Annotated in this window: 9 protein-coding genes and 1 pseudogene; 7 read left to right on the forward strand and 3 right to left on the reverse strand. The window is 42.3% G+C overall.

Annotation, left to right across the window (positions count from 1 at the left end):
• Positions 1-59: 59 nt before the first annotated feature.
• From JFC10_RS06055 to JFC10_RS06065, 3 genes are all read right to left on the reverse strand, one after another.
• A complete protein-coding gene (locus JFC10_RS06055) occupies positions 60-2,228 on the reverse strand; it encodes an ATP-binding protein (RefSeq protein ID WP_198332112.1) in 2,169 nt (722 codons plus the stop codon).
• A gap of 103 nt (positions 2,229-2,331) precedes the next feature.
• Complete coding sequence (locus tag JFC10_RS06060; RefSeq protein WP_058025471.1) at positions 2,332-3,054, reverse strand: response regulator transcription factor; 723 nt, start codon at positions 3,052-3,054, stop codon at positions 2,332-2,334.
• Between the two features lie 302 nt (positions 3,055-3,356).
• Positions 3,357-4,628 (reverse strand): efflux RND transporter periplasmic adaptor subunit, encoded by a 1,272-nt coding sequence (locus JFC10_RS06065; RefSeq protein ID WP_227685947.1) that lies wholly within the window; start codon positions 4,626-4,628, stop codon positions 3,357-3,359.
• Positions 4,629-5,318: 690 nt separating this feature from the next.
• On the opposite strand from JFC10_RS06065, the gene pilG reads away from it, so the two are divergent.
• The 7 genes and pseudogenes from pilG (at position 5,319) to JFC10_RS06100 (ending at position 17,570) form a co-directional block, all read left to right on the forward strand.
• Positions 5,319-5,696, forward strand: a complete 378-nt coding sequence (pilG, locus tag JFC10_RS06070) for a twitching motility response regulator PilG (RefSeq protein ID WP_021813722.1) — start codon at positions 5,319-5,321, stop codon at positions 5,694-5,696.
• 280 nt (positions 5,697-5,976) lie between these two features.
• Positions 5,977-6,339, forward strand: a complete 363-nt coding sequence (locus tag JFC10_RS06075; protein WP_193013378.1) for a response regulator — start codon at positions 5,977-5,979, stop codon at positions 6,337-6,339.
• Positions 6,340-6,342: 3 nt separating this feature from the next.
• Entirely contained in the window at positions 6,343-6,873 is a 531-nt protein-coding gene (locus JFC10_RS06080) for a chemotaxis protein CheW (RefSeq protein WP_055124771.1), read from the forward strand.
• 352 nt (positions 6,874-7,225) lie between these two features.
• Positions 7,226-8,506: pseudogene (locus JFC10_RS06085) on the forward strand (methyl-accepting chemotaxis protein); the annotation flags it as partial.
• A gap of 114 nt (positions 8,507-8,620) precedes the next feature.
• On the forward strand, positions 8,621-9,589 hold the full coding sequence (locus tag JFC10_RS06090; RefSeq protein WP_198332114.1) for a CheR family methyltransferase: 969 nt from the start codon (positions 8,621-8,623) through the stop codon (positions 9,587-9,589).
• A gap of 30 nt (positions 9,590-9,619) precedes the next feature.
• Positions 9,620-16,576 carry an Hpt domain-containing protein gene (locus JFC10_RS06095; RefSeq protein ID WP_198332115.1) on the forward strand — a complete coding sequence of 2,319 codons (6,957 nt, stop codon included), beginning with the start codon at positions 9,620-9,622 and terminating at the stop codon, positions 16,574-16,576.
• Positions 16,566-17,570, forward strand: a complete 1,005-nt coding sequence (locus JFC10_RS06100) for a chemotaxis protein CheB (protein ID WP_198332116.1) — start codon at positions 16,566-16,568, stop codon at positions 17,568-17,570. The genes JFC10_RS06095 and JFC10_RS06100 overlap by 11 nt, the downstream gene beginning before the upstream one ends.
• The last annotated feature ends 15 nt before the right edge of the window (positions 17,571-17,585 follow it).

Here is a 17,585-nt window from a genome sequence, read left to right on the forward strand (position 1 = left end):
GAGTCGCGATGATCGCGTAAGATAAAGTGTCTATTTATAGCATCTTATGGTATCGCTGACTAATCATGCTGGTGATAATGTGGGTCGTGCTTGACTGGTATGATAACTAAAAATCTGGTATGTCCATTCAACGTATCAGTAATGATGCGCCCTTGGTGTGCGGTAACGATTTGTGATACTAGGGATAAGCCCAGTCCAGAGCCTTTATTTTTTTGTTGCAAACGCACAAATGGGCTAAATACTTCTTCACGTTTGTCTTCCGGAATACCCGTACCTTCATCAATCACTGCCAATACCGCATACTTCGGTAATGGGCGTATAGGGTCGGTTTTGGCTTTTTTTAGATGCTTGGCAAACAAGCCTTCTTTACGCGGTGTACTGAGCACTTCTGTATGGTTTTGAGTGTTATTCTGAGCATCACCATTGTCGCGTGTACTGCCGCTTTTACTTATCACTACATCCTTAGACTTAGGAGTTGCATCATTGATGGCAGCACTATCAGCGTGACTAGTAATAACTCCAGACGGCTCTTCAGTTTCAGGAACTGCTTTCCAAATGACCTTTTTAATTTTGTCAGTCAAATCATTAGTAAAGTTATGATAATTAGCAATCAATGAAGATTCACTCGTGCTTCCAGCTGTATCGTCACGGTGGACTAAGTTTGTCGCAGTGCTTGAGTCAGTTTGAATACTATCCGCATCAGTAGATTCTATTAAGGTCGCGTGGGCTTCAATAGAATCAGTGTCGCTGTTGGTATTATGAATATCAGCCTTATCGATTTTCGTCTCTATGTTCACATCGGCATCGGTATCGGCATTGATATCACGATCAACCGCAATATTTTCTCCGTTTCTATATATCGGTGGTGCTGGCAACACCGTGATAGTATCCGGTGCTTCAGATTTAACTTTATCAGTAATATGAGAAGAGTCATTTAACTGCGTATGACTATGCGTATCGTTTTCATTGACATCGATTGGTTCGTGATAGGAGTCAAAATCAGAGCTATTATAATCAGCAAAGCTACTGCAAACTATCGTTTGAAGCAGGTAATCAGGGATGGTATCTGCTTCATCAATAGCTTGCACACCATACAATAGTACCGTCACGGGTGGCTTACCATGTAGCATGGCATTGGTTAACAAGTTGCGAATCAAATGGGTCAACATCGATGACTGACCGTCGATCATAATGTGCTCACCAATCAGAGTGGCTTCAGGATAATGTTGCCGTTCTTGATTCACCAGATCGTACAAGTCTAAGCTTTCAACTTGCTGCAAGGCATGGCCGGCGTCTAAACGACTAACCAATAAGATACTTTCTACCAAATCGTTGAGCCCTGACAAATCACGGTTAATCGCTTGCGCGCGTTTATCGAATTTTGCTTTGGTATCAGGTGGTAGCCCCTCTGCGAGCATATCCATCATCTCAATCTGTAAGCGAATACGAGTAATGGGTGTACGTAGCTCATGAGAAGCATGTGCTAAGAGCAGGTTATTGGCATCGATAAGGTGTTCAATTTTTTGTGCTGCTTGGTTAAATCCCCGCGCTAGTGAGGCAATCTCATCGTTACCCCGAGCGTTCACCCGTACTGTAAAATCGCCATCACCCAATTGCGCCATCTGCTGGCTCATCTGATTGATACGCCAAGTGATGGTACGAGCGATCCACCATAGAACGCCTGCCATAATAAGTAACAGTAGTAGTGTGCCGGTAAATAAATTCAGTGCAGAAGAGAGTACTGGTTTTTTAGGCGGTAAGCGTGATTCATATAACAGCGTATAGCCCGTGTTACTATCAACCTGAACTTGCTTGGTAGGAGAGGTATCTGCTAAAGAAGGAAAAACGCGTGAAAATAAAGAGGGCGGTGCGGGTAACTCCAACGGCAAATCGCTGTTGTCGGTTTGCATCAGCAATCGACCTTCGCTGTCATACAAGCCCATCTTTGCTTGCAATGATTCATCAAAGATATCAAAGCTCTTTTTGACCACTGCTAGCATAAAACGTGATTGTAGACGGTTGTCCTTGCTAACAGAGATATTCAGCTCATGCAAAAATGGGTCTATTTGTCCTAGAATCTGTGTGGCCAATACTTCTGATCGAATACTTGCATCTTTATCGTGCACAAGTTGCGTCAAGAGCACCATCGCCACTGCAAATAAGATAAGTGCCAGCATGACACTGGCAAATAACTTAGCAAATACCGAACGAAAACCCAAATGTTGCATTAAAACATCTCTACTATCAGCCCTTTATATCGAATCATACTTTTAATTTGAATCAAAAAATCAAAAATATGGTTTTTCTCGATTGTTTGGCTGTTTTTTATGATCAAACCTGATCAGTGGCAAATTGATAACCGACACCGCGTACTGTAATAATACGCTTTGGCTGGCGTGGATTGTCTTCGATTAAAGCACGCAGACGCGAGATATGAACATCAATGGCACGATCAATGTTGTCTGAGCTGTCATCATTGGGCATGGCTTGCCATAGTTGCTCGCGATTCAGTACTTTACCAGAATGAGTGGCAAAATAATGCAATAATTGGAACTGATGTGTCGTTAAACGGACAGGCTCATCATCGATGGTCACTTCATGACTGTCAGGGAACACACTTAGGCGACCAAAGGTCAAGCTGTCAGATTGGCTGTCTGCTTGATTGGGTTGCTCATGGCGACGAATAACCGCGCGGATGCGGGCAAGAAGTTCACGCGGTTCGAAAGGCTTAGCGATATAATCATCAGCACCCATCTCAAGACCTAGAACGCGATCCGTCGTATCCCCTTTTGCTGTCAACATGATAATAGGTACTTTGTTGGTCATGTTGTTTTTGTTGCCGCGAATTTTTTGACAGACTTGCATACCGTCCATATCAGGTAGCATCAAGTCGAGCACGACCAAATCAATATCCCGCTCTTTGGTATCCAATAGATCAAGCCCTTCTTGACCTAGACCGGCATGATGGACGTCGTAATAATTCATGGTCAGGTAATCGCTGATTAATTCAGCTAGATCAGGATCATCTTCAATTAATAAAATCTGCTTGCTCATGGGTTATCCTCTAGTTGTTGTTATGAGTGGCCAAACGTGTCATCTGCTTTGATGTTCTGTATCACGATAAATACATCGATGACTTTAGGAACTCGAACATTTAAACGATTAAGCCTCTAGGCTCTCAAACTTTCTAAGATTTCTCAAACTTTCAAAATAATTGAATTATTCAAGTAATACAAACAATTCAGAATACTCGGTTAATGCTATATATCATACGGCCATATTGCCTAATTTAGCAGTTACAAAACAAGAGAGGCTTTGTTAATGTTTCTACACAATGTAACTGTCAGCATTCATAGCTATGAGACACTGACTTTTTTACCTTTAGAATCAATCGGTAAATCAGCCAAACAAATTAAACTGTCGTTGCTAATACCTGCGATTAAATACTGCTTTGTGATAGGGTCATATTCGATTACTTCAATAGGCTGACGTATCAGACGCTGATCTTGGCCAATAATCCAAACGTTAGCAGTTAAAGGTCTAAGAGGTTTATATGGTGACGTTTGTAATTCTGTCAAGTCGACATCGTGCAGCGCGCGCTTAGGTACGATAGTACCCACATCTATTTGCCCATAATTAACCCGCCCCGTGACTTTCATATCTGGCAATAATTTGTCTTGACTTACTTCATTATCAATGACATTAACATAGACCAACAGCTTCTTCGGCTGGCTGGTCGCTGTCAGCTTACTGACTTGTCCCGTAAATTTGTCCGACATACCTTCAACTGTAAAATTGACAGTCTGGCCAACTGAAAGTTGCGGTTCTGCTTGAATAGGTAAGGTGGCGATAAAGTGTAATTTAGTCTCATCACTAAGCTGTAATAAAGGCGTGCGCGCTTCTACTTTTTGACCTGTTTTGGCATATAAGTTTTTTACGCGACCTGAAAAACTGGCACGCACAGTGACCAAGTTATACTGATTGTGCTGAGGCTTTGAATTCGTCGTGCTATCAGCGCTAGTTTTATCATTGTTTTTAGGGTTGCTCACAGCTACGTTTGCTACTGAATCTTTTTTGTCAGCACTTGGGATGTTCTTCGCGGTTGTTGCGCTATTTTCTGCTGTAGGCTGACTAGGTTTAGACGCGGTGTCTGTATCTTGTGAGCGTGTTTGCTTTACATCAATAGCATCGTTAGCTCTTTCAGAATCTGGTGCAACGTTGTTTGATTCCGAAGATTGTGCCTTGGTTGGGTTGGATACATCTGCTGCTTTGCTCTCTGCCTGCACACGTCGAACAATGAGCAATGGCGTATCTTTTTCTACCCATTGACCCTCAGTAACCAGTACTTCTTCGACTTTAATAGGGTGGGCAGCGATAAGCTTAGTCTGTTTAATAGGCTCAATCTTACCTTGTAAGCCGAGACTGGGCTGATAACGTGAAGGTTTTATACTCAATATATGATCTGGCGTCATGGTCACACTATCGTCAGTAATGACAATTGGGCTATTTACAGTTTCACTGTTGTTATCTGTCACAGATTCATTGGTAGGCGGCGATGGCTGACAGGCAGCAAGAAGCAAAGCACTCAGTAGATAGGTGCTATTTTTTAAAAGTTTAGAAGCTGTCATAGCAGTCACCATAGTAATCATCGCTTTATTATATAGTGAATTGCAACTGGGTGAAATAATTGCAGAAAACTTAATGAACAGGTGACAATAAGGCTGTTAAACCCAGTGGTTAGATACGCTAGTAGCGACAGCAAGTCTGAACAAATTTTTATATTACTGACCAGTTCGAATATTGGCTCAGTCATGACTGGAAAATAGTCGATAACTGTGCTAAAACAAACATAACAAAATACAATGATACATTTTTATTACAAAATAAAATTATTCAGCAATGTGTCTATCGTTTCTATATAATGCAGAAATATCATAAGGTTGATGGTTTTTCTACTTGGGGCTTGTCATCTTTTATAGTAATGGTAATAACCAATAAAAGGTGAGTTAAACTGCTTTAAAGCAAATACGGTTTCAGTAGGCGATAATAAAGGCAAAATAAGTCGTCTAAAAAGCCAGATATTTGGTGCAATTTAGTAAGCTTATTAATTAGAAAGTGCGTATAGTAACCCATGTTGACGCTCTGTTTGACAGGCCGATACTGGCAGATGATATGTTGGCTGCCCTAACACATGGTAATGCAAATTTAGCGGCTCGTATCAATCGAATAATAAATGATATGACAAGTTGAAATAACCGTTAAAGTCTTGCATTGATGGATAGTATTAAGAATAAATAGTCGTTTATAGGACACTGATAATGGAAAATAATTTTGATGGTTTAAAAGTAATGGTGATTGATGATTCAAAAACCATTCGCCGTACTGCAGAGACTTTATTACAAAAAGCAGGTTGTGAAGTTGTGACTGCCATTGATGGTTTTGATGCTTTAGCAAAAATTGTTGATAACAATCCAGATATTATTTTTGTTGACATCATGATGCCGCGTTTGGATGGCTATCAGACTTGTGCGCTGATAAAAAACAACCCTGATTATGCCAACAAACCTGTAATTATGTTGTCATCTAAAGATGGTTTATTCGATAAAGCACGTGGTCGTATTGTGGGTTCGGATGAGTATTTGACCAAGCCGTTTAGTAAAGATGAGCTGTTTGAGGCAATCAACCAGTACCGCTAATATAAATAAATCCACTTGTAGACATATCACTAAATGTCGTCTTACAAGTTGGTATGATTTATGCATGGCTATGCTTTATATAATCAGATAAATTGGGCTAGACATTGCGGTCAAGGGACTTAGTATTAGCAAAATATGACTAATAACGGCTCAACATTTAATCGCAACTGTTAAGAGAGTTACTCTGCCATGCATTTGTGGCGTGCTACTTTCAGTCGGGTTGTCTCAATAATATAACAAAATATCCTTATGGATATTTTCGAAAATAAAGGAAATCCCTATGACTACTGTTTTAGTCATTGACGACTCGCCATCTGAGATGGCGAAATTTCGCGATATGCTGGCTAGACATAATTTTAAAGTATTAGAGGCCATAAATGGTGAACAAGGGTGTCAGATGGCCATTGATCACTTACCAGATGTTATTTTAATGGATGTGGTTATGCCTGAAATGAACGGTTTTCAGGCCACTCGAAAAATTACTAGAGGTAAAACCACCGCTCATATTCCAGTGATTATGATCAGTACCAAAAATCAGGAAACCGATCGAGTTTGGGGAAAGCGCCAAGGCGCTAAAGAGTATATGGCCAAGCCTGTTGACGAAAATGAATTGGTTAATATCATTCGTAAAGTAATGGAGTAGATTGTGGCTTCCAGAGGGTTTATTGAGCTTCTGCGTTTAGCAGACTTGGCACGTGCGCGCAAAAGTGGTCGCCGCGGTGGACAAGAGTATGACTGGCAAGGTGTGGTATTCGAGATTGGCGGGCAGCGGTTAGTTGCACCGATGGGTCAAGTATCAGAAGTATTGGCCATGCCAGAGTATACCAGCTTGCCTCTAGTGAAGCCTTGGATGCTAGGCATCGCCAATATCCGTGGACGCCTATTGCCAATCACCGATTTGTCCCAGTTTCTACAGGTTCCTAGTCGTTTAACGCAAATGAGCCAACGCAAAGTCATTGTCATTGAACATGACAATCTCTTTTCAGGACTGCTAGTCGATCAAGTTATTGGGATTGAACAATTTACGCATGATCAATACCGTGCAGAAGCTATAGAGCCTAATTCGCCCTTTGCCCCTTACAATCACGGTAAGTTCTTTAAAAATGAGCAAGATTGGTATGTTTTTATGCCAAGCCTGCTTGCACAAGACCTGCAGTATACAGATGCTGCAATATAGCAGTCGATAGCAGTCGATAGCAGTCGATAGCAGTCGATAGCAGTCGATAACAGCGATTGGGCTGCTATAACGATGACGAAATAATAGCGAATGACATGATACGGTTGGATGTCAGTATTCATACAGGCTTTGCTAATCACTGTTGTTTTTATAACAATAAGATTGTCAAAGTCAGTCACGATGAGACTTTGATGATTGTTTGAAAGGAATACGTACGATGAGTGATGTTATAAAGAAACCTGTAGCTGGTACGACCAATACAACAGCGGATGGCAAGGACGCTAACAGCAAGTGGAAATTGTTGTTAGGGTTTTTTGTGCTAATAAGTTTGGCCTGCCTGATTTGGCTAGTCAATTCGTTATCGTCAGTAAGTCAGTACTTGGCTGATTTTAATCAATCCGTTACTTTACCAGCGATTATATTTGTCGTAGGGGTATTAGGTATTCTCTTTGCTCTGTATCAGCTACTGAAGCAGCGTGGGGGTTCAGAGCGTCTACTCATTGAAAAAGAAACCTTGCGTCGTCGTCAGGAAGCAGAAGCGGAATCTGAGCGAGCCCGTCAAATTCAAGAAGAAAACGAACGTAACCAGATTGCTATTCTGCGTTTACTTGATGAATTGGGTGATTTAGCAGAAGGTGATTTGACCGTTAATGCCACAGTATCAGAGGATTTTACTGGCGCAATTGCTGACTCAGTGAACTTTGCGATTGACCAATTACGTCAATTGGTTTTGGTTATCAACAACACGGCTGACCGCGTTTCGCAGTCTTCAGATCAAACACAGATGAATGCGGTTGAACTTGCTGAAGCATCTGAGCACCAAGCACAAGAAATTGCTGGTGTATCAGCGGCTATTAATGAGATGACAGTATCGATTGACCAAGTTTCGAACAACGCCTCAGAATCGGCGACCGTTGCCCAGCGCTCAGTAGCCATCTCTCATAATGGAGCAGAAGTTGTACAGCGCTCTATTGAAGGTATGAACGTTATTCGTGATCAGATTCAAGAGACCTCAAAACGTATCAAGCGTCTTGGTGAATCTTCGCAAGAAATTGGTGATATCGTTGGTTTGATTAATGATATTGCTGACCAGACCAACGTTTTGGCATTGAATGCGGCTATTCAGGCATCGATGGCAGGTGAGGCTGGTCGGGGCTTTGCGGTTGTTGCCGATGAAGTTCAACGTCTTGCTGAGCGTTCAGCTAACGCTACCAAACAGATTGAAACATTGGTAAAAACCATTCAGGCAGATACCAACGAAGCGGTTATGTCAATGGAATCTACGACCTCTGAAGTTGTGCGCGGTGCACGTTTGGCAAAAGATGCTGGTGAAGCCCTAGAAGAAGTGCAGAGCGTTTCTAGTACCTTGGCTGATTTGATTCAAAACATTTCAAACGCCGCTTTGCAGCAGGCCGAGTCAGCTGGTCACATCTCTCATACGATGAATATTATTCAAGATATCACCTCACAAACCTCTTCTGGCACGATGGCAACAGCACGTTCTATCGGAGAGCTGAGCGAAATGGCTGCAGCACTACAAGAGTCAGTCACTGGTTTTAAAGTATCAAACGATGATGAGCTACTAGAAAACGAGATGTTAGATACCGAAGAAACGTTATCAGCAAGTGTGTAATGATAAGTGTGAACATCAAGTAAGTGTTAGATGACTGACCGTATTTAAATGAATGTGTTAATTAACATACTGTGCAAATAATGATGATTTGCAGCAGTGACTATAGCAGGTGACGTGAATAATTTTACCCAACCAGACAGCAATCCTATTACAGCAGCTAAACCCTTATTGATTAAGGGTTTGTTGCAGGTAGACAGTTTTGATGTGCAGCAGTGGCAACGATATATAGAACAAGAAATTGGTTTTGTTCTACCCAATGTCCAGTTGCAATGGTTGATAAATGCGATTGAACATACGGCATTAGCACATGGATTGACAGTTGAAAAACTGTGGTATCAACTACCAAAAAATGATGAAATACGCCAGCAGTTATTAGATAAAGTACTAATTCACGAAAGTCGTTTTTTTCGTCATATGCCTTCTATCGATTTTGTCACAAAATGTGCCTTACAGTATCAGCAACTTACTGCTACCAGTCTTGATAGCGTTCATAACGATGATTCTAATGATTTATTTCGCATTTGGAGTGTTGGTTGTGCCAGTGGGCAGGAGACATGGTCGTTGGCGATGAGTTTGGCTTCTGAACGATTGGTGAATTATACGATACTGGGTACAGATGTCAGCCAACAAGCCATTACAAAAGCGCGATTAGGGCATTATGACAAGCGGCAGCAATCGTTAATTCCAGAAGCTTGCCAGCAGTTCGTTCAGCCCTTGCGAGCTAAGCATGATATCAGTCAATCGCACTTTTATAAGGTGTCTACTATAAAAAAGGCGATGACTAGCAATCAGACAGACTGGCAGATTGCGCCATCGTTGCAACGCTATGTTAGCTTCGCTTTACACAATATTATTGAGCAAAAACCACCTACTTCACACCTTCAGCATGTCATCATCTGTCAAAATATGCTGCTATATTTTCGCAAGTTTGATCAACGTGATATTTTAGCAAGGCTATCAGAGCAGTGTGCGTTAGGTGGATATATTATATTGGCTCCAGGTGAGGCGTTGTTTTGGCGTCCTTCGAATATGCGCCGTATTGCGCACCCACAGGTTAATGTGTGGCAAAAAATTAATGTCTAAATTAGTGCCTAGACAAGTTAGGATGACCCTATGAAAAACCAGCCCAATGACATAGTGACGCTTGAGTGGTTATTACCACTGTTTAATCAGCAATTATCACAGATATCTGATGGCTGGCAGTTAGACGCTGATAGCACTGATTACGATCAGATGGTGCAACATTATCATCAGGTTGGTGGTGCGCTAACGATGATTCGTCTTGATTTATTAGCAGATCTTGCTAATAAACTGAGCTTGCTAGCAGAAGTTGATAGTCGCGATCGTATTTCTGCTAATGACCGCCGTATTGGTCAGTTTTCTCATCGGTTGTTACAGCGTGGGTTGAATCAATACGCACGTACGGGCAATCACCACACTACTTTAATTGACAATGCCGCTGACAAGCTTACTCAAGCATTGTCGAAATTAGGGATAGCGACAGACACCTCTGCCCGACTATCGAACACTCAGCATAAGAATTTAAGTAATCATGCTATCGATGATCATATTATCGATAGTATCGAAGTGATGATGCCTGCGAACAGAACCGCGATGCATTTAGCTGATTATCACTATCAACAATTATTACTGGTTTGGCGAAAGCAAGTACAAGCGTTATTGAGTGCCAATACCAATCAACCTTCCTTATTAACGGTATTAGAAAGAGTCAGCCAGTATTTATGGCAGACGACTCAAGATGATGACTTACAACGCCTTTGGTACTTAACGGAACTGTGGCTAAATGACCTCGCTCATAATGATACCCCTTTACCTGAGCATTATGTGCCACTGTTAAGTCAGCTGGATCAAGTAATAGAATCCTGTACTCAGGAAAATGAATTGTCATCAGGCGTTATTCGAAGCTTGATCATAAGTGTGTATATCGAACTACATAGCCTTGCACAAAGTAGCAAGCGCACTCAGTCAATTCTAAATGATTTATCACAAACCTCATCAACGGTATCACGCTTTTTACCACGTATACTCAGCGAGCTTGAGACACTTATCTTTACTTTAGATAAGCCAGACATGCTTCTCGTTCCTTTACAGAAAATACAAAGTCAGCTCGAAGGTCGAGGTTGGACTTATTATGTGTCGAAAATACATTTAATTGTTACAGATATAGAGCAGGCTTTATCATCAGAAATAGGATTTGCACAAGAACAATGGCAGATTGAGCGCCAGCTTCAAGAGCTATATAACGCTATCTATCACACCGAACAGACGATATCTCTCAAGATAGGGGAAGCCGCCTCTTTTACGACACTATCTGCAACGTTTGAAGGTATTGAGACGCAGTCGGAAGAAAGTCCTGCAAAGGCCCCTGTTGGTGGAAGTTTACGTGAGCTGCGCATTGCGGTAGAAGATGTCAAACAAAGCTTCCACGAATATGTACAGCGTCAAGATATTGATTTATTGCCCATTGCTGCTGACTTTACCCATATTGGTGATGCCTTTGTCGATATGGGGTTACCCGCGATTCGCCAAACCATGAACGACATGGCCAGCATATTTACACAATTGACCATTCATGAGATTGACGTGCTCAGTTGGGATGTGACTCAGGCATTGGCTGAAGGACTAACGTCTATTGAGTTGTTGCTTGATTACCTTGCGCAGCAGGTTTTTGATCAGAAATTATTAACGCGGGCAAATGAGTATACCGCTAAGGCCGCCGAGCTTCTTACTCATTATATTGCAGCGCCAGAGACGATCAACGACACTTTCCTTACCCAAAAATCCGTAGCGACCAACGTATTGCGTTACGATGACAGTGGCGAGATTGCTCCTGTTAGTAGTCAAAATGACGTTGCTAACCACGCTTTGACTGATGCAGAGGTGAATAATGAAAGTGTGGTAGGGCAAAATACCGCTGATGGTGATAGTACGGAGAGTGACGCACTAACGCGTGCTCGTGAGCAAGTTAAGCCTGATAATTTTGAGATGGATGCAGATATCCGTGACATCTTTATTGAAGAGGTGACGGAAGTCATTGCTGATTTAGAAGACTTTCTACCTATCTGGCAGCAAGACTCAAAGGATTTAACCCCACTAACTGAAGTGCGTAGAGGGTTCCATACCTTAAAAGGCTCAGGACGTATGGTTGGGGCTTTTAGCATCAGCGAGATGGCATGGTCAATCGAAAATCTGCTCAATCGCCTTTTAGATAAGACACTACCTGTCACAGATGAAGTGGTAAAGCTGGTGATGGATACGGCAAAACAACTACCCGCATTGGTGATAGATTTTGAAGCGCAACAATCTCCAAGCTTTGATCCTGCTGTCACTATTTTACAAAGCCATAACCTCATGGCACAGCAACCTATCAATTTGGGGCTGACCATATTAGATCCTGCAATTGCTGATTCTGCGGTAACATTCGGTAATCAATCTTCTGCCTCATCACCTGACTCAGAATCAGCCTTAGTATCAGAGCTATCTCATCCAATGGTTGATGGTGCTGAGTTGCTAAGTGCTCTCGACATGGCTAATGAGTCAAACGAGACAACTGCTGATAGCGCAAAGAGCCCTACGGTTGCCTCATTATCTGCTATCGATATTCCAGCGATACTCGAACCTTTTATGCAAGAAACTGAGCAGCTATCGGCGGATGCTAATGATGCAGACCCTGATATCAAAGAGATATTTTTAGAAGAAGCTGATGAAGTATTGGCTGAGATCGTACCTTTATATGAAGATTGGCGATTATTGCCAGCCGACTTAAGCGGATTGGTGGATATCCGTCGTGGGTTCCATACTTTAAAAGGTTCCGGTCGCATGGTCGGTGCGAATTATACTGCTGAGTTGGCTTGGGCCATAGAAAATATGCTTAATCGCATATTGGATCATAGCGTGACTGTCTCAGAAGATATGCGTCAGCTTATTGCTGATGTGTTAGCTGCTTATCCTGCGATGCTAACGATATTTGAAAATAACAGTCAAAGTTATCCAGCGATGGTGCCTTTATGGATCGCATGCGCTAATGCTTACAGTAAACAGCAAGGTGATGAATTTAGCTATTCTACTTTATATGAGCAAGCGTTAAACCGTTCTAAGCCTGATACAATCCAAGCATCAGTAGTATCTTGTGCTATTGATGAGCATAGTCCCACTCAAGATAATCCTAATGAAGCTATAGATACGACGCTGCAGACGATTAATTCTGTCAATGAAATGATAGCAGAAGCGCCTATTCATTTAGCACCGCAAAGCGAAGAAGAAAAAATGTTTTGTGAGATTTTTATCGACGAAGCAGAAGGATTATTACAAGATATTGACCAATTTGTTGATGAGCATCAAGATCAGTCTTATATTGAAGTAACGGATGAGATTGTACGCGCATTTCATACTTTGAGAGGGGCTTCAGGTTCTAGTGCTTTAGCAGCGATCAGTGAGGTTAGCGCAACGATAGAGCATAGCTTAGAGCTACTACAGCAGCAAGATACTGCCATGAATACTCAACATCTAGAAGCATTGGCGAAGTCTGCTACGCTAATGGACGGTTATTTAAACAACTACAAGCAAAACGTTCAGCCGCAGAATATCTCGATCGAAGACGCGCAAAGTCAGCAAGACATAGCCTCATTGCAAGCCATGCTTAGTGAGCAATACGTCATTAGCGATGATAAGGTCACGGCTGATAACAAACCAACGATAGAGCAGTTGTTGGATAATAATATTGATGAACTATTGGATGCTGAGTGGGAATTAGATGACGCACTTAATCACTCTGAGACAGCACATGTTCAGGGCTATATATCGCAGCAAATATCGCAAATAGCTTACTTAGCCAATAAAGCAGAAGCGTTTCCAAAATTCACTTTTATTCTTAATGAGTTGAGTCACGCTTATGCCTATTTGAAAGATAATATTGATACAGCAAGGAATATCGATACCCAAGCTGTTTTACATGCCGGTCATGCTCAACTGGTTGGTTTGTTCGATGCATTGGCTGGTAGCACGTCATTGAAAATTGACCAACAAGTTATTGCAGATCTACAGCGTATTTACCAAGACGATGATAGCAGTGGTGATGAGGGTATCTTTGTCGTGCGAGCCATTGCAGCAGCTGAGCTACAGCTTGAATCTATTGATACGGATGCTGAGCTATTAGAAATATTTTTAGAAGAAGCTCAAGAGCTTGATGCCGCGCTAGACGAGAGTTTTAATAAGTGGCGTGCTGATATCAGCAATATTAATGCATTAAAGGTTTTACAGCGCCATCTGCACACTATCAAAGGTGGTGCGCGAATGGCAGGTATTCGTAGTATTGGTGATCTGACCCACGAAGCTGAAAGTGTCTATGAAGCATTTGTAGAGAATAGAAGAACACCGACAGCACAATGGCTTGAAATAATGCAAATGGTGCAAGACACAATGTCATTGCAAGTACTGCATATCTTAAATTACAAAAAATCATTTTTTGCTTCAGCACTGATTGAGCAGCTACAACATTTTGTAAAAGCCCAAGCCTTGCCAGAAACGGTAGAGCTCATCATACCTATACCGAAAAACCACTTCGAACCTGAAGCACAAAGTAGGGTGACTAACAAGGCTCACCTCAGCTATGAAGTATCAGATTCCCTGAGCCTAGACATGATGATTAAACAGTCATGGGCGAATGGCTTGCCAGATCCTGATATATTGTCGGTGTTTTTAGAAGAGGCTGAGGAGCTCACCAATCGTAATAAGTATCTGCAACTGTTCTTAAAAGATACCAATAATACAACAGCGTTACAGGCATTGCAGCGTGATTTGCATACCATCAAAGGTGGTGCACGAATGGTCACTGCAGCGGGTATCGCTGATCTGGCTCATGAAATGGAATCGGTTTATACAGATTTTGTAGATAATCGTCGTCCTGCTACCAAAAAAGTATTGGAGTTGCTGGTTGCCAGTCATGACTGGCTTGCTGATGCGATATCCATCCTTAGACAACATGTCAACCCACCGACGCCTGCATTATTAATTGAGGCATTGCAGCAATTTGGTAAAAACCCTGACAGCTTAAAGCAGATACCTAAAGAGTCCCTACAATCGCAGCATGAAGCCCTCTTTATTGCTAGAGAGCAACAAGACTCACAGTATCTGGCAAAAGATATTAGTGAAATGCCCTCTATGCTCAGCAGTACGGGTGAGGAAGATCAGAGTGCCAATAATAATGAGATGATTCGTATCTCAGGTGGTTTGATCGAGCATATGATTAACCTGTCTGGTGAGTCAGCCATCAACCGTGCTCGTATCGACATGGGCATGAGTAGCTTGACCAACAGTATCGAAGATATGGGTATTACAGTACAGCGCTTGGCGGATCAGTTACGCCGAATGGAAATTGAGCTTGAGGAACAGATCTTGTCGCAGATAGACGATGAGCTGATTAATCACGAAGGGTTTGACCCTCTAGAGATGGATCAATATTCTTCTTTAAATCAGTTATCCAAATCTTTGACAGAGTCAGCTTCGGATTTGATTGATATTAATCATACATTATTAGAAAAGACGCGCGATAGTGAAAGTCTTTTGTTACAGCTGTCTCGTACGCAGACCGAGTTACAAGATGGGCTTATGAATTCGCGTATGGTGCCGTTTACGCGCTTAACGCCACGTCTTGAGCGTATCGTACGACAAACTGCCAATGAGCTGAACAAATCTGTTGAACTAACGATCATCAATGCCGATGATGAGATGGATAGAACCATTCTAGAGCGTATCACTTCACCGCTTGAACATATGCTCCGTAACGCCGTCGATCATGGTATCGAAAATACCTCAACACGTTTAAAAGCAGGTAAAGAGCGTAGTGGGCGTATTACTCTTGAGGTGAATCGAGAGGGTAGTGAGATTGTTATCCAGTTAATAGATGACGGTCGCGGCATCGATGTAGATGCAGTACGTAATAAAGCCATTTCTCAAGGTTTGATTGATGCAAATGATAATAGCCTAACTGATCTTGATATTATGCAGTATATCTTCCATGCTGGATTGAGTACCAGTAAGCAAGTGACGCAGATTTCTGGACGTGGCGTGGGCATGGATGTCGTTATCAGTGAAATTCGTCAATTAGGCGGCGCCGTATCGGTTGTCTCAGAGCTGGGTAAAGGCTCATGCTTTACGCTGCGCTTACCACTGACGGTTGCGGTATCTGATGCTTTGGTTGTTCGTGCAGCGGATCGCTATTATGCAATACCATTGGTACAGATTGAGCGTGTGGTACGGATTAACCCAGAAAAGCTTTATGACTATTACCAGTCAGGTGATGCAACATTAAACTTTGAAGATGTGGATTATCGGGTGCGTTACTTAAATGAGATTTTGTCAGGCAACGAACTGAATGAGCTGGTCGTTAATACCAATACCAGTTTGCCGCTTATTATCATTAAGAACCGTACGGGACACAATATTGCATTGCAGGTCGATCAGATTGCAGGGTCACGTATTGAAGTGGTGGTCAAACCTTTAGGGCAACAGTTATCGAATCTACCAGGTATTTCAGCAGCTACTATCATGGGCGATGGCTCGGTCATGCTTATCTTAGACTTGATTGCTTTGATGCGTAATGCGCAGCTGGTCAAAAATATCTCGCAATCTGCTGATTCTAAACGAAGTCGTCTAGCATTTAAGTCTACTATTTTAGTCGTGGATGACTCCGTTACCGTACGTAAAGTGACGTCACGTTTCTTGGAACGCCAAGCGTTCAATGTGGCGGTTGCAAAAGATGGTATCGATGCGATTGAGATATTACAAGACATGATACCAGACATGATATTGCTAGATATTGAAATGCCACGCATGGATGGCTTCGAGGTGGCAACTCAAGTCAGACATAGCAAGCGCTTGCAGCATATTCCAATCATCATGATCACATCACGTACAGGTGAAAAGCATCGTGAGCGTGCATTAGAGATTGGCGTGAATGATTACATGGGTAAGCCATTCCAAGAACAAGAGCTACTTAATAAAATCCAGCACATACTGGGTCAAAAGGTCAGCTTGACTTATGAAGGATAATGCACGTGTTTTGGCGCTGAGAGAAAAAAACAAGGATGACATTAAGGTGATGGTGGTGTCAGAAGACCATCATCAGCGTATGGCCTTTTCAGATACTGTACGCAGTTGTGGCTTTAGCCTTGTTGGCTGTATGTCACGGGCGCGACTGCAAGAAAAACAGGGGCGCTCTGACACCGCGATTGATATCTGGCTGATAGATAGTGATTATGATGACAGTGTGGTAACCGCGACCACAGCGTCTAAACCTGCTGCGGTGTTGGTGGGTTTTAGTCAAGCGCCTTACCTAAATGAAGCACCGCAATATGCCAAATGGCAGCGCAAATTAAAGCGTAAACTGGCACATATGCTTGCTTTGCCCGTTTTAATGGATGCACCCGTGCACAAACCTGATAATGCTGATGTGAGCTGGCGCTATGTAGTATTTTTAGGGGCTTCTATGGGTGGGCCGAGTGCCATAAAAGAATTTTTGGATAACTTGTCGGCGACGCTACCGGTTTGTATTTTGCTGGCGCACCATTTTAATAAAATGATGATTGGCACACTACCACGCATTTTGAATCGCCATAATGACTGGCATTGTCAGGTTATTACCTCTTCACAGCGTTTAAGAGCAGGCCATTGTCTTATAGCCCCTATTGATAAGCAAATTGTCTGTGATTCGACAGGTCGAGTCATATTGCTCGAGCAAGCTTGGGAGGGTGAGTATAAGCCAGCTATTGGTCAGATTCTCAAAAATACCAGCGACGTTTATGGTAGCGAGCTTATCAATATTATATTTTCCGGTATGGGGAATGATGGTTCGCAGTATTTGGATCTCATTCAAGAAAATAACAGTCAATTGTGGGTACAAGATCCCAGCTTAAGCGCTTGCCCGAGTCAACCTCAGGCGATTATTGATTCAGGGTATTGTGGTTTTATTGGCAGTCCAGCAGACTTAGCACAAAAACTAATAGACTATATTGATGACAGATTAGTAGTAGCCTCTTTGCATTAACTGATTGTGAGCGAT

The sequence above is a fragment of the Psychrobacter aquimaris genome (assembly GCF_016107525.1).
GTDB lineage: Bacteria > Pseudomonadota > Gammaproteobacteria > Pseudomonadales > Moraxellaceae > Psychrobacter > Psychrobacter aquimaris.